This is a genomic window from Mycobacterium sp. PSTR-4-N, assembly GCF_022348085.1.
GTDB lineage: Bacteria > Actinomycetota > Actinomycetes > Mycobacteriales > Mycobacteriaceae > Mycobacterium.
In genome coordinates, this window is record NZ_JAKRFN010000018.1 from 1 (window position 1) to 20065 (window position 20065).

A 20065-nucleotide genomic window follows, 5' to 3' on the forward strand; every position below is an offset into this window, starting at 1 on the left:
ATCACGGGCATCGGTCTTCACCCGATCACCGCACGGACGCACCAACTTCGACGGAGCAGCGACCAGACACGACACCTCGTTGTCCAGCAGTGCCCGGGCCAACCCGAAACCTGTCGGGCCTGCTTCACAGGTCACCGCGACCGGGCCGGGTAACCCTTGTACCCAGTCCAGGATCTCGCGGTGATCGGTACCGAGCCGGCGCGTGAACACCTCACCGGTCTCACCGTCTAACCCACACCCGAATACCGAACGTGCATGCACGTCCAAGCCAACACTCGTACGCTGAATCTTCACTGGGGCCTCCCACAGTTGTGGCTCTACCGGCCAGGACCCAATTCCTGACGGCAACCCACGTTCACATGTGGTGAGGCCCCAGCCTCCCCATAGCGTCTATTCCGCGGGAGGTGGGGGCGCGGATGGCGGGGCGGCGGGGGCCGGATCGGGTGCCCGCAGCCGTGCGACCGCGAGCACCACCAACACTCCGGCGATCGTCGCCAGCAGCAGCGACAGCGTCAGCAGCGGCGCGTAGTACACCACCGACGTGGTCGACGGCTGCCCGTCGAGCACCGGAGCGACGACCACGGTCCGGCTCGCCGCGAGCCAGCTGGCCACGCACCCGACGGCCGCCAGCACCCCAAGCGTCAGAACGACGAGGGTCCGCCTGCGGGTCACGAGGCCTTCTCCGGCGGGATGCGCTCCTCGAGCAGGTTGGTCAATGCCGCGCGCAGCTGCTTGTCCTTGCGAGCCCACGCCTGCGCGGTCCGATCGTTCGTCAGCCGCAGCCCGATACCGGTGCGGCCCCGCGGCACGCCCGTCAGCTCGCCCAGCGCGCGGGCGTACTGCCACTTCGGCGCCTCCGCGCCGTCCGCCTCGGGGTACACCCGCACGATGTCGGCGGTCCGCGTGGTTTCGGTCCCCTGGCGCAGCGTGTCGGCGGTGAGCTCGACCGAGGTGTGGATGCGTGCCGCTTTGACCTGGATGCCGAGGAAGAACGTCACGAGGACGAAGAACGCGACGGGGACCAGCCACTGGACGTAGCCCGCCGAGATCTGGATCAACGCCATGGCGATACCGGCCCCTGGTCCGGCCAGCACCCACAGCCAGCTGGCACCCTGCTCGTAGAACAGCACCTCGCTCGCAGGCGGCGGTGCGGGAGATTCGGTCACGGCAGCTCCTTGCCCTCCGGTGCACGGTCGTACCAGGCACGAGCGTGCGGCCGCGTCATCAGGGCCGCGCCCACGAGGATCGGAAGCGCGGCCACCAGGATCAGCGGTTGCCCCACCCCGAAACCCACGGCGAGCAGCAGGACGACGCCGACCAGCGAGAACGCCAGGGCCAAGGTGGCCATCCGGAACCGGCTGTCGCCCGCGCGGGCCTTGCCCGCCAAAAACGCCAGGGCGCCGGCGGCCAGCACCGCCCCGACGCCGATCAGGCGGTACACCGTCAGGTAGTTGCGGACGCGCTCGTCACTCACTTCGGCCGGAATCGCGAGCCTCGCCGCGTCGAACGTCGCGGTCGCCGACAGCAACCCGCCGACGATCATGATGACGGCGCCGCCCATGAAGCACCAGAACGCGGCGTCGACGAGGCGGGGACGGGAAGCGGAGGTCGGCATCGGGGTCAGGGTAGCCAATCAGCGGCTGAAGAAGTCGTGGGCGTCTTTGCGGTGGAGCAGGAACACGCCGCCGCACACCAGCACAGAGCCGACGATCACCACGGCGGCGTAGATCAGGGCGGCCACCTCGGGTCGGTCGACGGTGAACAACTCGCTGACCGAGAACACCACGGCCGCGATCGCCCCGCCGGTCAGACACGTGCGCACCCACCGGTAGCCCTGCCGCAACAGCACGAGGAACGTCGCCACCACCGAGACCAGCACCGCGAGGAACACGATCGTGATGGCCAGCATCAGCCCGCCGGCCCGCTGCGGGCCAGACACCAGATCCACGACGAACCCGGCCGTCAGCAGCGGCAGCGCGACGACCCACAGCCAGAAGCCGGTGTCCACATCCGGCGGGCGGGTGGGAGGAGACCCGGGCGGGCGGGCTGGATTCGGCTCCGTCACGAGAGGCGACGTGCCACGTCGGCGGCCCAGTAGGTCAGCACGAGGTCGGCGCCTGCCCGGACGATGCCGGTCAACGACTCGAGCACCACCGTGTCGAGGTCGATCCAGCCGTTGTCGGCGGCCGCGCAGATCATCGAGTACTCCCCCGACACCTGGTATGCGGCGACGGGAACGGGTGACCGGTCCGCAGCGGCCCGGACGATGTCGAGATAGGACATCGCGGGTTTGACCATGATTATGTCGGCGCCCTCGTCGATGTCGAGGTCCACCTCGTGCAGCGCTTCGCGGGCGTTGCCCGGCTCCTGCTGATAGGTGCGGCGATCGCCCTGCAGGCTGGAGGACACCGCATCGCGGAAGGGGCCGTAGAAGCCGGAGGCGAACTTCGCGGCATAGGCCAGGATCGCGGTGTCGAGGTGGCCTGCGGCGTCGAGTCCCTCGCGGATGGCCGCCACCTGGCCGTCCATCATGCCGCTGGGTCCCACCATGTGTGCACCCGAATCCGCTTGCGCCACAGCGAGTTCGACATAGCGACGGTTGGTGGCGTCATTGTCGACCCGGCCCCGCTCGTCGACCACTCCGCAGTGTCCGTGATCGGTGAACTCGTCGAGGCACGTGTCGGCCATCAGCACCGTGGCGTCACCGAGGTCGGCGGACAGATCCCGCAGGGCGACGTTGAGGATGCCGTCGTGATCGGTACCGGCCGAGCCGCGCGCGTCCTTGTCCTCGTCGCGCGGCACGCCGAACAGCATCAGCCCGCCGACACCGGCGTCGACCGCGTCGGCGGCCGCGCGGCGCAGCGACTCCCGGGTGTGTTGGTAGACCCCGGGCATCGAGGCGATGGGCCGGGGTTCGTCGATACCGTCGGCGACGAACATCGGCAGCACGAGTTGACGTGCCTGCAGCGACGTCTCGGACACCAACCGGCGCAGCGCAGGCGTGGTCCGCAACCGCCGGGGACGATGACTCGGGTAGGGCATGACCGTCCTTGCGGTTAGCGGCGGCGGCTCTTCTTCCGCGGCGGCGGCAGCGCACCCTCGGCCCGCAGCCGGGCGGCGTGCTCGGCCAGTGCCTCGACGAGCGGTCCGACTGCGGCCACCTCCGGCTGGACGTCCACGCGCAGCCCGAATTCTGCTGCCGTCTCGGCGGTTTTCGGTCCGATGCACGCCACGATGGTGCGGGCGTGCGGCTTGCCGGCGATGCCGACCAGGTTGCGCACCGTGGAGCTCGAGGTGAAGCAGACCGCGTCGAAACCACCGGTCTTGATCATCTCGCGGGTGTGTGCCGGCGGCGGCGCGGCACGCACCGTCCGGTAGGCGGTGACGTCCTCGATCTCCCAGCCCCGCTCGCGCAGCCCTTCGGCCAGCGTCTCGGTCGCGATGTCCGCGCGCGGCAACAGGACCCGATTGACCGGGTCGAAAACGTCGTCGTAGGGCGGGAATTCGTCGAGCAACCCGAGCGAGCTCTGCTCGCCGGTGGGCACCAGCTCGGGGTTGATCCCGAAGGCGCGGACCCGGTCCGCGGTGGCCTGACCGACGCAGGCGATCTTCACGCCCGAGAACGCGCGGGCGTCGAGACCGAACTCGTTGAACTTCTCCCACACCGCGCGCACGGCGTTGGTGGAGGTGAACACGACCCACTGGAACCGGCCGTCGACCAGACCCTTGACGGCCCTTTCCATCTGGGCGGGGCTGCGCGGCGGCTCGACCGCGATGGTCGGCACCTCGATCGGCAGCGCGCCGTGCCCGACGAGCCGCTCGCTCATCTCACCGGCCTGGTCCTTGGTACGGGGTACCAGCACGGTCCAGCCGTACAGGGCGCGGCTCTCCCACCAGTTCAGCTTGGCGCGGTTGGCGACGGTGCGGCCGATCGTGACGACGAGCGTGCCGGTGAGCGGACCGGATGGCTCCACGCCGGCGGGCTTGTCCAGCACAGCCTTGTCGAGCAGGCCGGCCAGTGTGGTCTCGACGGAGCGCTGCGCGCAGGTGGTGCCGTTGGCGGTCACCACGGCGGGGGTGCCGTCGGCGAGGCCGTATTCGATCAGCGTGCGGGCGGCCTCGGGCAGGTGCGATGCGGTCGCGTGCAGGATCAGCGGCCCGGGTGCGGCGGCCAGCGCCGCCCAATCCACCTGCGGATCGCGCACGTCGGCGACGGTGTGCGACGAGCCCAGCGGCAGGCCCGCGTAGGTCGGCACGGCCGAGGTGTCGGGCAGACCCGGAACGATCTCGAACGTCAGCTGGGTGCGGGCGAGCGCGTTGACCTCGGTGATGACCGCGTCGATCGACAGCGGGTCACCGGCGACCAGCCGGACCACGTCGACACCGGTGCGCGCCTCGGTGGCCAGCATCTTGGCGACCTCGGACGGATCGCCCAGCGCGGGCCGGATGTCGGGGCCACCGGGGATGGCGGCCTCGGCCGCCTCCGCGGGCGCGTCAGCCGCGGACGCATCTTTGGGCTCTGCCGCCTCGGCCGGCAGCGGCCCTGACGGCGGAGGCAGTTCGGAGCCGACCAGCGCGAGCACCGCTTCGGGTACGTCGGGGTCGACGAACACCAAGGCCGCGTTGGCCAATACAGTGCGGGCGCGCGTCGTCAGCAGGCCCGGGTCACCGGGTCCCGAACCGACGAAGGTGATGCGGCCGGGCTTGCCCTTGCGTCCTCGCAAGGTCATCTGGCGAGTCATGTCCCTCTCCCGCGTTCGTCCAACAGTTCCCGCGCGCCCAGCTCGAACAGCTCCGCGGCCACCGAGAGCCCCAGCTCTCGTGCCCGCTCGGGTGTCCCGATACCGGACGCACGGATCACGTCGGATCCGTCCAGCGTCGCCACGCAGCCGCGCAGCGACAGCTCTTCGAAGACGCGGCCGTCCTCATCGATCGACTCGACCACCTCGGCGATCGCGCCTACCGGTGCGGTGCACCCCGCCTCCAGTTCGGCGAGCAGGGTCCGCTCTGCGATGACCGAGGCCCGGGTGTCGGCGTCGTCGAGCTCCGCCAACACCGAGACCAGGCCGGAATCACCGGCACGGCATTCGAGCGCCAATGCACCTTGGGCCGGCGCCGGCAACATCTGTACCGGCTCCAGCGTCTCGGTGACTGCGTCGAGGCGACCGATGCGGGCCAATCCCGCCCGGGCCACGACGACGGCGTCGAGATCACCGCTGCTTACCCTGTTCAACCTGGTATCTAGGTTGCCTCGTAGGGGGCGGATTTCCAAACCGAGACCCAGTGCTCTAAGCTGCGCGGTCCGCCGCGGGGAGGACGTCCCGATCACCGAGCCGACCGGCAACTCTCCGAGCACCAGCCCGTCGCGGGCCACCAGCGCGTCCCGGGAGTCTTCGCGCACCGGGATCGCAGCGATGACGAACCTGGGGTCGGCCGCGGTGGGCAGATCCTTGTAGGAGTGCACCGCCATGTCGACGGTGCCCTCAGCGATCGCCTCGCGCAGCGCGGCGGTGAACACGCCCACCCCGATATCGGCGATGGGCGCGGAGGAGCGATCCCCCTCGGTGGAGATGATCACGAGCTCGGCGGCGTGCCCGCGAGCGATCAGTGCGTCGCGGACCGCGCCGGCCTGTGTGGTGGCCAGCAGGCTGCCCCGCGTGCCGATACGGATCACTCTGTGATCACTCTGCGCTATCGAGATCGGTTGCAGGGATGCTCAACTCATCGACAGCGACAGTGCCGAGCTCGCTGCGGGCCACCGCGTCGACGGCGTGCTGGTCGAGTTCGAACAGCTCGCGCAGCGCTTCGGCGTAGCTGTCCCCGCCGGGTGCGCCGGCCAGCTGCTTGACGCGCACCGTGGGGGCGTGCAGGAGCTTGTCGACGACCCGGCGCACAGTCTTGGCGACCTCGTCGCGGTGGGCCGAGTCCAGCTCCGGCAACCGGTTGTCCAGGCGCAGGAGTTCCGCCTCGACCACGTCGGCGGCACGCTGACGCAGTGCGGTGACGGTCGGGGTGACCTCGGCCATCCGCTGACCGGTCAGGTACTCGGCCACCTCGGCGGCGACGATCGTGCGGGCCGCTTCGGCGTCGGCGTTCGCGGTGCGCGCGGTCGGTTCCCGCAGGATCCGTTCCATGTCGATGACGTCGACGCCGGGGAGCCCGGCGACTGCGGGATCGATGTCACGGGGCATGCCCAGATCGCACATCACCAGCTGTTTCGTGCCACCCAACCGCTGCGCCAGGCCGCGGTGCACGTCGGCCAGCGTGACGACGGGCCGCACCGCGCCGGTGCAGCTCACGACCACGTCGGCGTCGGTGAGCAGCGGCGGGAGATGATCGAACGGGAAGGCTTCGGCACTCAGCCCGTGGCTGCGGATGTTCTCGGCGAGGTGCTTGGCGCGCGGCAGTGAGCGATTCACCACATGGACGCGCTCGATTCCGGCACGCATCAGCTGCTTGGCCGCCAGGGCTCCCATCGAACCCGCACCCACCACCACGGCTGACCGGCCGGCGAGCGATCCGATGCGGGCTTCGGCCATTGCCAGGGCGACGGAGACCACCGATGCACCGGCCGAATCGATACCTGTCTCGGAGTGCACCCGCTTGCCGACCGACAGTGCCCGCTGGGACAACTCGTGCAGCGTACGGCCCACGGTGTGGTTGGCCTCGGCAGTGGCGTAGGCGCGGCGCACCTGGCCGAGCACCTGCGCTTCACCGACGACGGCGGAGTCGAGCCCACTCGCCACCGAGAAGAGGTGCTCGACCGCGGCTTCGGCGTAGCGCACATAGGCGTATCGGGTCAGATCCTGCAGCGACATCCCCGAGTGCTCGCTGAGCACCTGACCGATCACCGAGAGTCCGCCGTGGAACGCCTCGACCACCGCGTACACCTCGACGCGGTTGCAGGTCGACAACACCATGGCCTCGGTGACCAGCGAAGATTGCAGAATCTGCGCGATGATCTTGGCCTGATCGGCCTCGTCGGTGCTCAGTTGCTCGAGTACCGACACCGGCGCGCTCCGGTGCGAAACCCCGAAAAGCAATACGCTCACGGCTTCCTCACCACCCCACCAAGGTAGTCGCTGACCAAGTGGGCGGCCAAATTCGCTCAGCCGGCCAGATCCGCTCGCAGCCTCGCCTCGTCGAGTTCCCAGTAGCTGTGCTCGACGCCGTCGAGCAGCACGACGGGCAACCGATCCCCGTATTCGGCGCGCAGGGCCTTGTCGCCGGCCGCGGCGGCCTCGTCCACGTCCGTGACGCTGAGCATGAACCCGAGCTCGTCCCGCAACGCATCCAGCCGCTCGGCCGCCTTCTGACACAGCGAGCAACCCTGGCGGGTGAGCAGGTGCACGGCGCGATCCACCCCGCCAGTATCCCGACCCGGTGACCTAGTGTTGTACCCGTGTCCGACGGTACTGAGATCGGCATCGAATCACGGGCGCAGGAGATCGCCGGGGAGAGCAGCGCCGCGGTCGCCGCCGACGGCGTCACCGAACCGGCCATCGAGCTGGGTGACGAGCTACCGGGCCCGCCCCCGCCGCCTCCGGACCTGACCGCCGCGGCGTTCTTCGACGTGGACAACACGCTGGTGCACGGCTCGTCGCTGGTGCATTTCGCTCGTGGCCTGGCGGCCCGCGAGTACTTCACCTACAAAGACCTGGCCCGGTTCGCGATGGCGCAGGCGAAGTTCCAGCTGACCGGACGCGAGAACAGCGACGACGTCGCGGCGGGGCGACGCAAGGCGCTGGCGTTCATCGAGGGCCGCTCGACCGCCGAGCTGGTGGCGCTCGGCGAGGAGATCTACGACGAGATCATCGCCGACAAGATCTGGCCGGGCACCCGCGCGCTGGCGCAGATGCACCTCGATGCCGGTCAGCAGGTGTGGCTGGTCACCGCGACGCCGTACGAGCTGGCCGACACGATCGCGCGCAGACTCGGGCTCACCGGCGCGCTGGGCACCGTCGCCGAGTCGATCGACGGTGTGTTCACCGGGCGCCTGGTCGGCGACATCCTGCACGGCACCGGCAAGGCGCACGCCGTGCGCTCGCTGGCCATCCGCGAGGGCCTCAACCTGCGCCGATGCACCGCCTACTCCGACAGCTTCAACGACGTGCCGATGCTGTCACTGGTCGGGACGGCGGTGGCGATCAACCCCGACGCCGACCTGCGCGAGCTCGCCCGCGAGCGAGGCTGGGAGATTCGCGATTTCCGCACCGCACGCAAAGCGGCCCGCATCGGGGTGCCCTCGGCGCTCGCCCTGGGTGCCGTCGGCGGCGCGCTCGCTGCCGTGGTGTCCCGTCGCGACCCGAAATAGCTCACGGGCGCCGCTGATAGGCTCGCGCCGCAGTGACGACAGCGGAGACGAAAGCGGGTCACGCATGACCATTGCCCAGAACATCATCGGGACCCACTACCGGTACCCCGACTACTTCGAGGTCGACCGCGAGAAGATCCGGGAGTTCGCCCGCGCCGTCAAAGACGACCACCCCGCGCACTACAGCGAGGAGGCGGCCAAGGAGTGCGGCCACGACGCGCTGATCGCGTCACTGACCTTCCTCGCCGTCGCGGGCCGGCGCGTGCAGCTGGAGATCTTCAACCAGTTCGACGTGCCGATCAACATGGAGCGGGTCCTGCACCGCGATCAGAAGATCACCTTCCACCGGCCGATCCTCGCCGGGGACAAGCTGTTCTTCGACTCCTATCTGGACTCGGTGACCGAGTCGCACGGCGCCGTGGTCACCGAGGTGCGTGGCGAAGTCACCGACGAGCGCGGTGAGCCGGTGCTGACCAGCGTCGTCACGGTGATGGGCGAGGCGCAGTCGGACACCGAGGCCGACGAGATCAGCGACCGGATCGCCGCCCGACGCGACGAAGCGCTGCGCGCGATGGTGGCCAAGCAGACCGCCCAGTAACCTGCCCGGATCAGCCGAAGAACGTGTTCCTGCGGTTGGCCAGCAGCTGGTAGAGGGTCTGCTGGATGGTTTCGCGCACCTGATCGGTGATCTCGAAGGTGATCATCGGGTCGTCGGCCGCCGAATCGTCGTAATCGGCCGTGTCGATGGGCTCGCCGAACTGGATGTACCACTTCGACGGCAGCGGCACCACGCCGAGGGGGCCGGCCAGCGGGAACAGCGGGGTGACCGGGAAGTAGGGCAGACCGAGCAGCCGCGCCAGCAGCTTCACATCGGCCACCATCGGGTAGATCTCCTCGGAGCCGACGATCGAACACGGCACGATCGGCGCCTTGGTGCGCAGCGCGGCGGAGACGAAGCCGCCGCGGCCGAATCGCTGCAGCTTGTAGCGGTCTTTGAAGTGTTTGCCCAGGCCTTTGTAACCCTCGGGGAACACCGCGGTCAGCTCACCGGCAGCCAGCAGCCGGTGCGCATCGTCGGTGCATGCCATGGTGTGGCCGGCCTTACGGGCGGCCTGCCCGATGACCGGCATGTCGAAGACCATGTCCGCGGCCAGCAGGCGCAGATCGCGGTGCGCCGGATGGTTGTCGCGGACCGCGACCGATGTCATCAGCCCGTCGAACGGCAGCACGCCCGCATGATTGGCGACCACGAGGCCCGCTCCGGTCTCCGGCAGGTTCTCCACCCCGCTGACCTCGACGCGGAACCACGAGTTGAACAGCACACGCAACACCGGCAGGAAGATCGCGTTGTTGAGGTGCGGATCGAAGCCGAACTCGTCGACGGTGTAGTCCCCCACCATGCGCTTGCGGATGAAGTCGGCCACCGCGGCGATCCGGTTGGCGAGCTCACTGGGTTCGGTGTCCGGCCCCGCGCCGAAGCCACCGGCGTCACGATGGGCGTCGATGTCGCGAACGACGGCGGACAGCTCCTCGGCGGTGGCGCGGCCGTCGCCGTCACCGTAGAGAGACGGATGGCGCCGGGAGCGCTCCCCCCGCTGGGATGCCGCCCGACGGGCCGCTGCACTTCGCCCCGAATTCGAATGCAGGGGAATGACTTTCGCCTTCGACTCGCCCGCCACCGTCTTGCTTCTCACCTTCTTCGCCTCTAGATGGGGTGACCCCGCCCCCCTCGCTGAGCCCTGAGTCTAGCGCCCGAACCGCGCCGCCGCCGTCACAGCGCGGCGCTCCACAGCAGAAACCCAGCCGGGGTCCACGATGGGCTTGAGTCCCCGACCGCGCACATAGTCGTCGAAGGCTTCGGTGGTGGTCCACTTCGGTGTGTAGCCGAGTTCGCTGCGCATCCGGGTGGTGTCCATGACCCTGCCGTAGCTGAGGTAGTCCAGGCGCTCCCGGTCGAGCTCGGTCGGGCGGCCGGGGCGCCACAGCGACAGCGCTGCGCGCGGCATCGGGAGCGCGAGACGTCCGGACCGCCGGATCGCCTGGCTCATCATGATCACTCCGGACGCACCGATGTTGAACGTGCCCGCCTTGCCCGCGATCGTCGCGCGCTCCATCGCGCCCAGCGCATCCTGCTCGTGCAGCAACTGCATGCGCGCGTCGTGTCCGATGATCGTCGGCACCACCGGCCCGGCCAGGTAGCGCGACAGAGCGGTGTCCATCGCGGGACCGATCATGTTGGCCAGCCGCAGGATGGTGACCGCGATGTCGGGCCGTCGCCGGCCCAGTCCGCGGGCGTACCCCTCGATGTCGATGCTGTCTCGCGCGAACCCTTCTCCGGGCGGCCGCCGCCGGCTGCTGCTCTCGGCGAACAGCACGGGGTCACGCGAGCTCGACCCGTAGATCTCCGAGGTCGATTTGAGGATCACCCGACGCACCGACGGCGCCTTCTGACAGGCCGCGAACAACTGGATCGCGCCCATCACGTTCAACTCTTTGAGCGTGGCGCGACCGCCGGACCGCGGCGCATACGACGCCGCGGCCGCATGCACCACGGTGTCGACGTCGCCGTTTCGAATCACCTTGGCGATGAAGGGATTCCGGATGTCGGCCCGGACGAACTCCGCGCGGCCCATGCGCCGCAGCAGATCCTTGCTCGGCGCGATCGCGTCGACCGCGATGACGTGGTTGATCAAGGGATTCTGCGCGAGCCGGGCGATCAGATAACCGCCGAGGAACCGGCACGCGCCGGTGACCAGAACGACCTTGGGATAAGTCAGACCGTCCCGGGCATCGGAGCCACCCGAGTCACCCCCAGCATCCATCTCCGCAGCCTAGCGGCAGGCGCAAGCGGACTACTTGCCGAGTTTTCTGCGCTGCACCCGGGTACGACGAAGAAGCTTGCGATGCTTCTTCTTCGACATGCGCTTGCGCCGCTTCTTGATGACTGAACCCATGAACTCCGCTACCTCGGTTTTTTCGACGATCTCGACCGACGACATTACCTGGCGAGAGTCCCAGCGCCGAAATCAGCCATCTGGAGCCCGAGCTAGCCCGCGTCGAAGTAAGAGCTCTCCAGCATGTCGTGGACGGCCTTGGCGTGGACGCGGAACGAGCGGCCGACCCGAACGGCGGGCAGCTCACCGTTGTGCACCAGCCGATACACGGTCATCTTGCTGACTCGCATCAGGCTGGCCACCTCGGCCACGGTGAGAAATTGAGCTCGAGGCGGCTGACCTTCGGACTGGCCGGCGTCGCGCGCCGCCTTTCCGCTGGAATCCCGCGCCGACGGCCCGTTCATAGACGTCATCGCAACCCAATCCATCAGGCGTGGGCAGTTCCAGCGGCTTCCCCACCGCTGGCACCGACCCACGCTTACCACTGGGAGAATAGCGTGGCGGGTGGGGTTACTGCGACGGGTGTGGGCTAATCAGTGAGAAATTCCTGAACTACTCGGGTGTAATTCCGAGCTGCTCAGAGCGGTTTTTTGCGGCCTCCACGGCGTTGGCGACCGCCGCACGCAAGCCCCCACGTTCCAGTTCCCGCAGCCCAGCGGCGGTGGTGCCGCCGGGCGAGGTGACCGTGGCCCGCAGCTGGGCGGCCGAGGTGTCGGTCGGCGATGCCATCGCCCCGGCGGGACCCGACGCGGAGTCCCCGCCCGCACCTTCGGCGTCCAACCGCTCCAGCAGCATCGCTGCGGAGCCGGCCATCGTCTGCACCACCAGATCGGTGGCCACCGAGCGGGTCAAACCCGCATCGACCCCGGCGTCCACGAGCGCCTCGACCATCAGGAAGAAGTACGCGGGACCGGACCCGGAGACGGCGGTGACGGCGTCGATCTGGCTCTCCGCGACGGTCAGCACGCCGCCGACGGCGTCGAACAGCGACGACACCCCGCGGATGTGCTCGGCGGTGGCAAAACGACCGGGGGCGACCGCGCTGACCCCGCCACCGACCAGCATCGGCGCATTCGGCATCACCCGCACCACGGGAGACCCGGCGGGAAGCTTGTTCTCGAAGTAGGCCGCACTGACCCCGGCCGCCACCGTCACGAAGATCTGCTCGGCCGCGTCGCTCTCGGCGCGCGCCGCCGTGTCGGCGATGTCTCCGATCACGCTGCCCACGTCGGACGGCTTGACCGCGACGATCACGTACGTCGCGGTGTCGACCGCCTCGGCCACCGACGCGATGCGCACGCCGTATTTGTCCGCCAGATACGTGCCGCGGGACGGGTTCTTCTCCGCGACGACGAGGTCCTTGGTCTGACGCCCGGCACGCAACAGTCCCGCCAGCAACGCCTCGCCGATACTGCCGCCGCCGATGATCGCGATTCTGGCCATGCGGGACAGCATGACACGGCGAGCCCTTCGGAATCAGTCGGGAGGGGCGGGCACCATCGCGAGTTGCCGGGTCTGCACGATGATGCGACCGTCCTGGTCGACGACGATGTGGTCCTCGTCGAACCACACCTGCCCGATCTGGGTCGTCGTGCACATCACCCGCAGCCACCCGTCGGCCGGCACGGCCCGCACGAAGGCCGTCAGCTGCACCGTGGGCGCCCAGCCGAACCTGTTGAGCCCCATCGTGACCGGGGCCGACACGTCGCCGCACAGCAGGGCGAACAGGACGTCGGGCGCCGCGCCCTTGGGCCGGACCCAGTACTCGATCAGCGGTGGGCCACCGTCGCCGCGCGGGGCGAACGACGTCAACGACGGACGGATGTCGCAGCCGCGGGAGAGGTGGACGACGTCGGCCATCGGATGCCCGGGACCGATCGGTTCCAGCCCGGGCGGCGGATCGGGGGTCATCAACGGCAGCACCGGGTTGACCGACAACAGCGGCGGCACATGGTGTTCGGGGCGGCCCAGCGTGATGGCTGCCCGCAGCGCGGTCGGCGAACCCTGGTTCAGCTCGACATCGATGAGGCTGACCCGCCGCCCGCGCTTGCGCACCGTCGTGACGACCTGCATCGGGCCGGGGTCGGGAGCCCACAGGAAACTGCCCGACACCGCGATGGGTTCGGTTCCGGGTTCGGCGAGTTCGGTGCGCGCGGCGTGGGCGCACAGCGCGAGCATCGCGCCGCCGTGCACCTTGGGGCCGATGGTCCAGTGCTCGTTGAGCAGCCCGTGATAGATGCCCGCACCGTCGGGGGTCAGTGCCATCGCATCGGTGAACAGGGTCGAACTCGTCATGGATGTCCTTGCAGGGTCAGCGCAACAGGTGTGTGCGGGCGAACTGCAGCGACTCGGTCAGCAACTCTTCCCGCTCGGCCGCCGACCGCGCACCCGAGGTCGTCACCTCGAGGATGACGTGGCCCGCGAAGTCACTGGCGGCCAGCGTCTCGCAGACTTCCACGGCCGGCTGTGTGCCGCGGCCGGGGACGAGGTGCTCGTCGGTCGGGCCGCCGCTGCCGTCGCACAGGTGAAGGTGCACCAACCCCTCCCCCATCCGCCGCGCCATGTCGACGGCGTCGGAGCCGGCCGTCGCGGCGTGCGAGAGGTCCAGCGTGTAATGCGCGTGGCCGCCGTCGAGCGGATCGTAGGAGGGCGCGAAGGCCGAGATGCCCGGGCCGGGGGCACCGCCGCGCTTGCGCATCCGGTCGATCGACGTCTGCCCGGAACCGAAGAATCGGTCGGCGCGGAAGGGAAACATGTTCTCCACCGCGACCATGACGTCACTGCCCGCCTCGAGCTCGGCCACCTGGGCGGCGAACCCCTCGGCGTAGCGCCGCTGCCAGCGGAACGGCGGGTGGACCACGACGGTCTGGGCGCCCAGTTGCTCGGCGGCCCGCACGCTGCGGTCGAGCTTCGCGATCGGGTTCGCACCCCACACGCGCTGCGAGATGAGAAGGCAGGGCGCATGCACCGACAGCACGGGGACGCTGTAGCGCCTCGACAGCTCCTCGACGGCGTCGATGTCCTGGCTCACGGACTCCGCCCACACCATCAGCTCGACGCCGTCATAGCCCAGGGCGGCGGCCATCTCGAACGCGGCCTCGGTCTTCAGTGGGTAGACCGAGGCCGTCGACAGACCGACCTTGATGGCGGGACGCACCCCGATCAGCCTGATTGCAAAAGCGCGAGCGGCCCGAGGGTGACGAGCGCGCCGACCGCCACCGCGATCAGCGTGCTACCGATGTCCTCGGTCTTGCGCACCACCCGGACTCCGACCACGAGGCCGAGGATCACCAACACCGACAGCACCAGCGCGACGATGTTGTTCCACTTCCACAGCTGGTCGAACGCGACGAAGAGACCGGCGCCGAAGATGACGGCGACGACGCTCTGCCCCACCACCCACAGACCGTGGACCAGCGGCGACATCTGCCGCTGTGGCTCGAGTTCGTCGTCGTCCTCATCGTCGGCGAGGTCGTCGGCGGGGTCGGCCGACTGTTGCCGACCGCCGCGGCGCGCGACGTCGTCGGCGACGGTTTCGCCACCGAACAACGGATCCTGCGTCGACCGCAGGTACGACGGCAATTCGTCATCGTCGGTGTCGTCATCGTCGGTGTCGTCATGGTCAGCGTCGTCGAGGGCCGTGTCGTCGAGGGCCGTGTCGTCGAGGGCCGTGTCGTCGTCGTCCGCGTCGTCGAGCGCCGTGTCGTGGGCCTCGCCGGCCTCGTCCTCGAGGTCCTCGGACACCGTGTCGTCGATGTCGGCAGGGCCGACGACGCCGTCGACGGGGCCTTCGGCGTCGACATCCACCGGGTCGGGGCTCATCAGCTCCGCGTCGACGGCCGGCGCGCTCTTGCGGCCGAACCGGCCGAACGGCGAGCGGCGCGGCGCGGCGACGGCGTCCTTCGACTCCTCGGCAACAACCTCATCGTCGGTGACGTCGGTCGAGGTGGCGTCGGAGTCACCGGAATCGTCGGAGTCCTCGACCTCGACGAGCTCGTCGTCGGCCTCGGTCACCTCCGCCGCATCAGCAACATCGTCGCTCTGCTCGACGGGGGCCTCGTGGTCGACGTCGGCCTCGGCGGCTGCGGCCTGCTCCGGTTCCGGCTCGGGTTCCGGTTCCGGCTCGGGCTCGGCGGGTTCGTCGGGCCGGACGATCGGGATCTCACCGGTGAGCTCGGCGACGGTGACGGCATCGGCGTTACCGCGGCGACGGCGACGCCGGCCACCGACCGGGGGTGCGCCGATGGTGCCGTTCTTGGCCAGCAGTTCGGCGACCGAGATCGGTCGGGTGTTGGTGTAGTCGTCTGGTCCAGTCATCGCCTGCTCGCTCTCGCGGTTGCCTGCTTACCGTCCAGCATTACGCACCGACACCCGCCCGGCGGGCGAATGCCCGCCCACGAGCGCCGTACCGTCGGCTTCGCTGTCGAGTTTCCGCAGGATCAAGCCCTCCCGCAACGCCCATGGGCAAATGTCTACGCTTTCGATACCTAGGGCTTTCATGCTCGCCTCGGCCACCAGGGCGCCCGCCACGATCTGCGGCGCACGGTCGGCGCTGACTCCTTCCAGCTCGGCACGGTCGGACGCGGTCATCCTAGAGATGAAAGCTATGAGCTGGCGAAGACCCGCTGCGGTCAGCGTGCGCTTGACCCGGGGACCCGCGCCCGACGGCGCCGCACCGGTGAGCCGGGCCAGCGAACGGAACGTCTTCGACGTCGCGACCGCCAGATCGGGGGTGCCCGCCTCGGTGATCGCGGCCCCGGCCTCGGAGAGCTCATTGGCCAGCCAGTCCCGCAGCATCGCCACGCGCCGGCGGCCGGGCGGATCCTCGGGCAGCCACTCGCGGGTCAGCCGGCCGGCGCCCAGGGGTAGCGACATCGCCACATCGGGCTCTTCGTCCACCCCGCTCGACAGCTCGAGCGACCCGCCGCCGATGTCGATGTTGATGATGCGGCCGGCGCTCCAGCCGTACCAGCGCCGCACCGCCAGGAACGTCAGCCGCGACTCGTCGACACCGCTGAGCACCCGCAGATCCACGCCGGTGTCCGACTTCACCCGCGCCAGCACGTCTTCGGAGTTCTTCGCATCGCGTACCGCCGACGTCGCGAACGCCATGAGCTCCGAGCACCCCGAGCTGGTGGCGATCTTGGCGAACTCGTCGATCGTGCCGATCAGCTTGTCGGCGCCTCTGCGCGTCAACTTCCCCGACGTGTCGATGGCCTCGGCGAGCCGCAGTGAGGCCTTCGTCGAACTCATCGGCGTGGGATGCCCACCGCGGCGCGCGTCCACCACCAACAGGTGAACGGTATTGCTGCCCACGTCGAGCACGCCTAATCGCACCCGTCCAACCTAATGGGTCTACCGTGGAAAACCGTGACTGGTCCGTACCCGGGTGAGGTGGAACTCGATTTCGCCCGTGAGTGGGTGGAGTTCTACGACCCCGAAGACCCCAAACACTTGATAGCGGCGGATCTGACATGGCTGCTGTCGCGCTGGACGTGTGTGTTCGGCACCCCGGCGTGCAAGGGCACCGTCGCGGACCGCCCCGACGACGGATGTTGTTCCCACGGCGCGTTTCTCTCCGACGACGACGACCGCGCCAAGCTCGACGACGCCGTGAAACTGCTCACCGACGAGGACTGGCAGTTCCGGGACAAGGGCCTCGGCAAGAAGGGCTACCTCGAGCTCGACGAATACGACGACGAACCCACGTGGCGGACGCGAAAGTACAAGGGGGCGTGCATCTTTCTCAATCGTCCCGGCTGGCCGGGCGGCATCGGGTGCTCGCTGCACACCAAGGCGCTGCAGTTGGGCGTGGAACCGCTGACTCTGAAACCGGAGGTGTGCTGGCAGCTGCCGATCCGGCGCACGCAGGAGTGGGTCACCCGTCCCGACGGCTCCGAGATCCTCAAGTCGACGATCACTGAGTACGACCGGCGCGGTTGGGGCGAAGGCGGGCTCGACCTGACCTGGTACTGCACCGGCGACCCCAACGCCCATATCGGAGAGAAGCCGGTGTGGCAATCCTATGCACCGGAGCTGACCGAGCTGCTCGGTGAGAAGGCGTACGGCGAATTGGCGGCACTGTGCAAGCGGCGCAGCGGTTTAGGGCTGATCGCCGTTCATCCCGCCACACGGGCCGCGCAGTGAGCGATCCGCTCTACCTGTTCCGGCTCATCCCCCCGCGCGCCGATTTTGCGCAGACGATGACCGACGCCGAACAGGACGCGATGGCCGGGCACACCGAGTACTGGAAGGAACTGCTGGCCGCGGGGCGGGTGGTCGTCTACGGGCCGGTGGCCGATCCGGAAGGGGTGTGGGGACTCGGGGTGTTGCGGGCCGCCGACCGTGCCGAGGCGCTGGCCCTCGGCGAGGCGGACCCCTCGGTGATCGCCGGGGTCAACACCTTCGAGGTGCTCGAGATCATGGACGGCCGTACGGGCTAGCGAGCCGCCGCGGCGCGGCGGTGCGCCGCAGTGCGGGGGCCACCGGCCGCCCCTGCAGCAGGCCCGCCACGTCTCCCGCGTCGATCGCGAAGCGGTAGACCGGCAGGGCATCGCGAACGGCGGCGATCGTGTGGTCGACGGCGTCGTCGTCGTGAGCGGCCGACGTCACGAACGACTGTCCGAGCACGCCGCGGCGCAGCAGTTCCTGCATGAACAACGTCCGATAGGCCTGCGACGGTGCACCCTCGGCGTCGCGGGTCACGAACACCAGGCACGACGGGCGGCCAGTCACCGTGAGGTGGTCGGCCAGTCCCGCCTCGGCGATGGCCGCGTTCGCGCCCGCGGCCAGTCGACGCCCGGCCTGCTCCATCCGCGCCACCGGATCCTCGGTGCGGTACGCCGCGACAACAGCGCGGAACGCCGCCAGCGACGCCGTTTCCGGGCCATGTGTGGTCGACAGCAGGAACACCCGGTCGGCGTCGGTGCGCAGCCCGCCGCGCTCCATGTACTCGCGACGGCCCGCGAGCGCCGACAGCGGGAAGCCGTTGGCCATCGCCTTGCCCCAGCACGACAGATCCGGGGTCACCCCGTAGACCGACTGTGCGCCCCCGGCCGCCCAGCGGAAGCCGGTGATCATCTCGTCGAACACGAGCAGCGTGCCGTGCCGGTCGCACATGTCCCGCACACCCTCCAGGTATCCCGGCGCGGGTTCGGCCGTGGCGGTGGCGGCTTCCATCACGACGCAGGCGACGTCGTCCTCGGCCAGCAGCGCGGCCAGCGCGTCGAGATCGTTGTAGGGGAAGCGCTTCGTCGTGGCCGCATGGCCCGACGGGATTCCCCCGGCCATCGGGGTGGTGCCGATGAACCAGTCGTCGGTGGAGAAGAACGGTTGGTCGCAGATCGCGACCGTGCCGCGGCCGGTGACCGCTCGGGCCAGGCGGACCGCGGCGGTCGTCGCATCCGAGCCGTTCTTGGCGAACTTGACCATGTCGGCGCCGGGCACCAGATTCAGGAACTCCTCGGCGGCAACGAGTTCGGCTGCGGTCGGTCTGCTGAAGTTGACCCCACCGGCGATGGCGCGGGTCACGGCCTCGACGACCGGTGGGTAGCCGTGCCCGAGCGTGACCGAGCGCAGACCCATCCCGTACTCGATGTAATCGTTGCCGTCGACGTCCCATACGCGAGCGCCCGCGCCGTGGGTCAGCACCGGGGGCATGGACTCCGGATACTGATCGGCGCCACGGGCGTAGGTGTGGGCCCCACCGGGGACGAGATCGTGCAGACGGTCCTGCAGAAACCGGGAACGGGCGAAACTTCGTGTTTCCGAGACGAAGTCGTCGACCAGCCACCGGCCGTCGAGCTCAGGCCAGCGCAGCGACACCTCGTCCAGCAGGTCGGGCAAGGTCAGCAGCACCGTGTCGGGTGCGGAGGCTACGAGGTCCTGCGGGGAGATGATCGGGATGTCGGTGCCGGGCATGCGGCGGCCCTGCTTGGCCGGTGACGCGTCGGCGACCGCGGCGACCAGAGACGCATCGGCACCGGCGCGGCTGAACAGCGAAACTGCCCGCGACGCCGCACCGTAGGCATACACGCGGCGCCCCGCCCGACGTTCGGCTTCCAGCCGGCACCGCAACGCGACGGTCTGGGTCTCGGCGGCATCCTGGAGCGTCGCGACGGTCGCCGGGTCGGTCAGGGCGGCCTCGGCGTGCAGCAGCTCGGCCACCGCGGGACCAGGCTCGCCGCTGCCGTGCACGGCGGCCACGAGCACCGTGCCGCCGTACAGATCGAACGTCCACGCGTCGGCGGCCCGCATGCCGACCCGAGCGAGTTGCGCCACCACCGCCGGTGTCGAGTAGTACGCGAAGTGACCGTGGCGCAATGCATTCCACTGCCCACCGGCGACGATCGCGGCCAGCGTGTGGAACTGCAGGAGCAGCACCCCGCCTGGCGCGGTCGTGGCGGCGCGCCGCGCGAAGGCCGCCTGCTGATCGGGTTCGTGCATGATGCCGAAGCAGTCCAGGACGACGTCAGCGGGGCCTTCCGAGCCCTGGTAGCCGCGGTCGGTCAGCAGCGGCAGCCAGCTGCCGCCGTGCGGGCTGCCGAATTCGCGCACAGTCTTGCCCGACAGCCAACCGGCCGCCGCGACCTTCGCAACGGCCTGAGAGGCTTGGTCTTTCAATGCCTGCGGTTCGACCCCGCGCGGCTCGGCGGTCTGGGTGTCGTCCTCGGCGAGTTGCGCCAACCCGCACGCGTCGCAGAGCACCATCGCCAGCGCATGCACGGCCTCGTCCGCCACCGGCGAATCGGCAGACGGGAAGTGGTCGGCGGCGGGTACCGCCCCGAGGTCGAGCACCCGACGCAGCCGAGGGTGCCGACAGCTCCGGCACGTGCCGTCGATCAGTGGGGCGCTCATG

General features: G+C 69.5%; 23 protein-coding genes and 2 pseudogenes. 4 read left to right on the forward strand and 21 right to left on the reverse strand.

Features of this window, described 5'->3' with window-relative positions:
* The 10 genes and pseudogenes from MHN84_RS21185 to MHN84_RS21230 all read right to left on the reverse strand — a co-directional run.
* Positions 1 to 309, reverse strand: a pseudogene (locus tag MHN84_RS21185) (IS110 family transposase); the annotation flags it as partial.
* Between the two features lie 81 nt (positions 310 to 390).
* Positions 391 to 672, reverse strand: coding sequence for a hypothetical protein (locus tag MHN84_RS21190; protein WP_241206484.1), 282 nt, complete (start codon positions 670 to 672; stop codon positions 391 to 393).
* The gene (locus tag MHN84_RS21195; RefSeq protein WP_241206485.1) at positions 669 to 1166 is read right to left on the reverse strand and encodes a DUF3093 domain-containing protein; all 498 of its coding nucleotides are present in this window, start codon (positions 1164 to 1166) and stop codon (positions 669 to 671) included. The genes MHN84_RS21190 and MHN84_RS21195 overlap by 4 nt, the downstream gene beginning before the upstream one ends.
* On the reverse strand, positions 1163 to 1615 hold the full coding sequence (locus MHN84_RS21200; RefSeq protein ID WP_241206486.1) for a hypothetical protein: 453 nt from the start codon (positions 1613 to 1615) through the stop codon (positions 1163 to 1165). The genes MHN84_RS21195 and MHN84_RS21200 overlap by 4 nt, the downstream gene beginning before the upstream one ends.
* Before the next feature lie 18 nt (positions 1616 to 1633).
* Positions 1634 to 2065: a hypothetical protein gene (locus MHN84_RS21205; protein ID WP_241206487.1), complete on the reverse strand. Its 432-nt coding sequence runs from the start codon at positions 2063 to 2065 to the stop codon at positions 1634 to 1636.
* Positions 2062 to 3042 carry a porphobilinogen synthase gene (gene hemB / locus MHN84_RS21210; RefSeq protein WP_241206488.1) on the reverse strand — a complete coding sequence of 327 codons (981 nt, stop codon included), beginning with the start codon at positions 3040 to 3042 and terminating at the stop codon, positions 2062 to 2064. Before hemB ends, MHN84_RS21205 begins: the two co-directional genes overlap by 4 nt.
* Before the next feature lie 14 nt (positions 3043 to 3056).
* A complete protein-coding gene (locus tag MHN84_RS21215) occupies positions 3057 to 4730 on the reverse strand; it encodes a bifunctional uroporphyrinogen-III C-methyltransferase/uroporphyrinogen-III synthase (protein WP_241206607.1) in 1674 nt (557 codons plus the stop codon).
* A gap of 8 nt (positions 4731 to 4738) precedes the next feature.
* Positions 4739 to 5674, reverse strand: a complete 936-nt coding sequence (hemC, locus tag MHN84_RS21220) for a hydroxymethylbilane synthase (RefSeq protein ID WP_241206489.1) — start codon at positions 5672 to 5674, stop codon at positions 4739 to 4741.
* A gap of 7 nt (positions 5675 to 5681) precedes the next feature.
* A complete protein-coding gene (locus tag MHN84_RS21225; RefSeq protein WP_241206490.1) occupies positions 5682 to 7052 on the reverse strand; it encodes a glutamyl-tRNA reductase in 1371 nt (456 codons plus the stop codon).
* 56 nt (positions 7053 to 7108) lie between these two features.
* A complete protein-coding gene (locus tag MHN84_RS21230) occupies positions 7109 to 7363 on the reverse strand; it encodes a glutaredoxin family protein (RefSeq protein ID WP_241206491.1) in 255 nt (84 codons plus the stop codon).
* Between the two features lie 39 nt (positions 7364 to 7402).
* Between MHN84_RS21230 and MHN84_RS21235 the strand changes: the two genes are divergently transcribed.
* Both MHN84_RS21235 and MHN84_RS21240 read left to right on the forward strand, forming a co-directional pair.
* Positions 7403 to 8314 (forward strand): HAD family phosphatase, encoded by a 912-nt coding sequence (locus tag MHN84_RS21235; protein ID WP_241206492.1) that lies wholly within the window; start codon positions 7403 to 7405, stop codon positions 8312 to 8314.
* Between the two features lie 64 nt (positions 8315 to 8378).
* The gene (locus MHN84_RS21240) at positions 8379 to 8912 is read left to right on the forward strand and encodes a MaoC family dehydratase N-terminal domain-containing protein (protein WP_241206493.1); all 534 of its coding nucleotides are present in this window, start codon (positions 8379 to 8381) and stop codon (positions 8910 to 8912) included.
* A 10-nt stretch (positions 8913 to 8922) separates the two neighbouring features.
* Here MHN84_RS21240 and MHN84_RS21245 read toward each other — a convergent pair whose 3' ends face one another.
* The 9 genes from MHN84_RS21245 to MHN84_RS21285 all read right to left on the reverse strand — a co-directional run bounded on the left by MHN84_RS21245 (position 8923) and on the right by MHN84_RS21285 (position 16545).
* Entirely contained in the window at positions 8923 to 9993 is a 1071-nt protein-coding gene (locus MHN84_RS21245; protein ID WP_241206608.1) for a lysophospholipid acyltransferase family protein, read from the reverse strand.
* 66 nt (positions 9994 to 10059) lie between these two features.
* A complete protein-coding gene (locus tag MHN84_RS21250; RefSeq protein WP_241206494.1) occupies positions 10060 to 11136 on the reverse strand; it encodes an SDR family oxidoreductase in 1077 nt (358 codons plus the stop codon).
* A 30-nt stretch (positions 11137 to 11166) separates the two neighbouring features.
* On the reverse strand, positions 11167 to 11268 hold the full coding sequence (locus MHN84_RS21255) for a 30S ribosomal protein bS22 (RefSeq protein WP_003402602.1): 102 nt from the start codon (positions 11266 to 11268) through the stop codon (positions 11167 to 11169).
* Between the two features lie 92 nt (positions 11269 to 11360).
* Positions 11361 to 11621 carry a helix-turn-helix domain-containing protein gene (locus MHN84_RS21260; RefSeq protein ID WP_241206495.1) on the reverse strand — a complete coding sequence of 87 codons (261 nt, stop codon included), beginning with the start codon at positions 11619 to 11621 and terminating at the stop codon, positions 11361 to 11363.
* A gap of 139 nt (positions 11622 to 11760) precedes the next feature.
* A complete protein-coding gene (gene proC, locus MHN84_RS21265; protein WP_241206496.1) occupies positions 11761 to 12651 on the reverse strand; it encodes a pyrroline-5-carboxylate reductase in 891 nt (296 codons plus the stop codon).
* Between the two features lie 33 nt (positions 12652 to 12684).
* Entirely contained in the window at positions 12685 to 13503 is an 819-nt protein-coding gene (locus MHN84_RS21270; protein ID WP_241206497.1) for a thioesterase family protein, read from the reverse strand.
* Positions 13504 to 13519: 16 nt separating this feature from the next.
* A complete protein-coding gene (locus tag MHN84_RS21275; protein ID WP_241206498.1) occupies positions 13520 to 14365 on the reverse strand; it encodes a sugar phosphate isomerase/epimerase in 846 nt (281 codons plus the stop codon).
* A 5-nt stretch (positions 14366 to 14370) separates the two neighbouring features.
* Complete coding sequence (locus tag MHN84_RS21280) at positions 14371 to 15525, reverse strand: hypothetical protein (protein WP_241206499.1); 1155 nt, start codon at positions 15523 to 15525, stop codon at positions 14371 to 14373.
* A gap of 27 nt (positions 15526 to 15552) precedes the next feature.
* Entirely contained in the window at positions 15553 to 16545 is a 993-nt protein-coding gene (locus MHN84_RS21285; protein WP_241206500.1) for a Ppx/GppA phosphatase family protein, read from the reverse strand.
* Between the two features lie 12 nt (positions 16546 to 16557).
* Here MHN84_RS21285 and MHN84_RS21290 point away from each other — a divergent pair, with 12 nt between their 5' ends.
* Together MHN84_RS21290 and MHN84_RS21295 are read left to right on the forward strand one after the other, a co-directional pair.
* Positions 16558 to 17355, forward strand: coding sequence for a hypothetical protein (locus MHN84_RS21290; RefSeq protein ID WP_241206501.1), 798 nt, complete (start codon positions 16558 to 16560; stop codon positions 17353 to 17355).
* 56 nt (positions 17356 to 17411) lie between these two features.
* On the forward strand, positions 17412 to 17651 hold the full coding sequence (locus tag MHN84_RS21295) for a YciI family protein (RefSeq protein ID WP_241206609.1): 240 nt from the start codon (positions 17412 to 17414) through the stop codon (positions 17649 to 17651).
* Here MHN84_RS21295 and MHN84_RS21300 read toward each other — a convergent pair.
* A complete protein-coding gene (locus MHN84_RS21300; protein WP_241206610.1) occupies positions 17629 to 18996 on the reverse strand; it encodes a glutamate-1-semialdehyde 2,1-aminomutase in 1368 nt (455 codons plus the stop codon). The two genes, MHN84_RS21295 and MHN84_RS21300, sit on opposite strands and share 23 nt — an antisense overlap.
* A gap of 45 nt (positions 18997 to 19041) precedes the next feature.
* Positions 19042 to 20064, reverse strand: a pseudogene (locus tag MHN84_RS21305) (methyltransferase domain-containing protein); the annotation flags it as partial.
* Position 20065 lies beyond the last annotated feature (1 nt).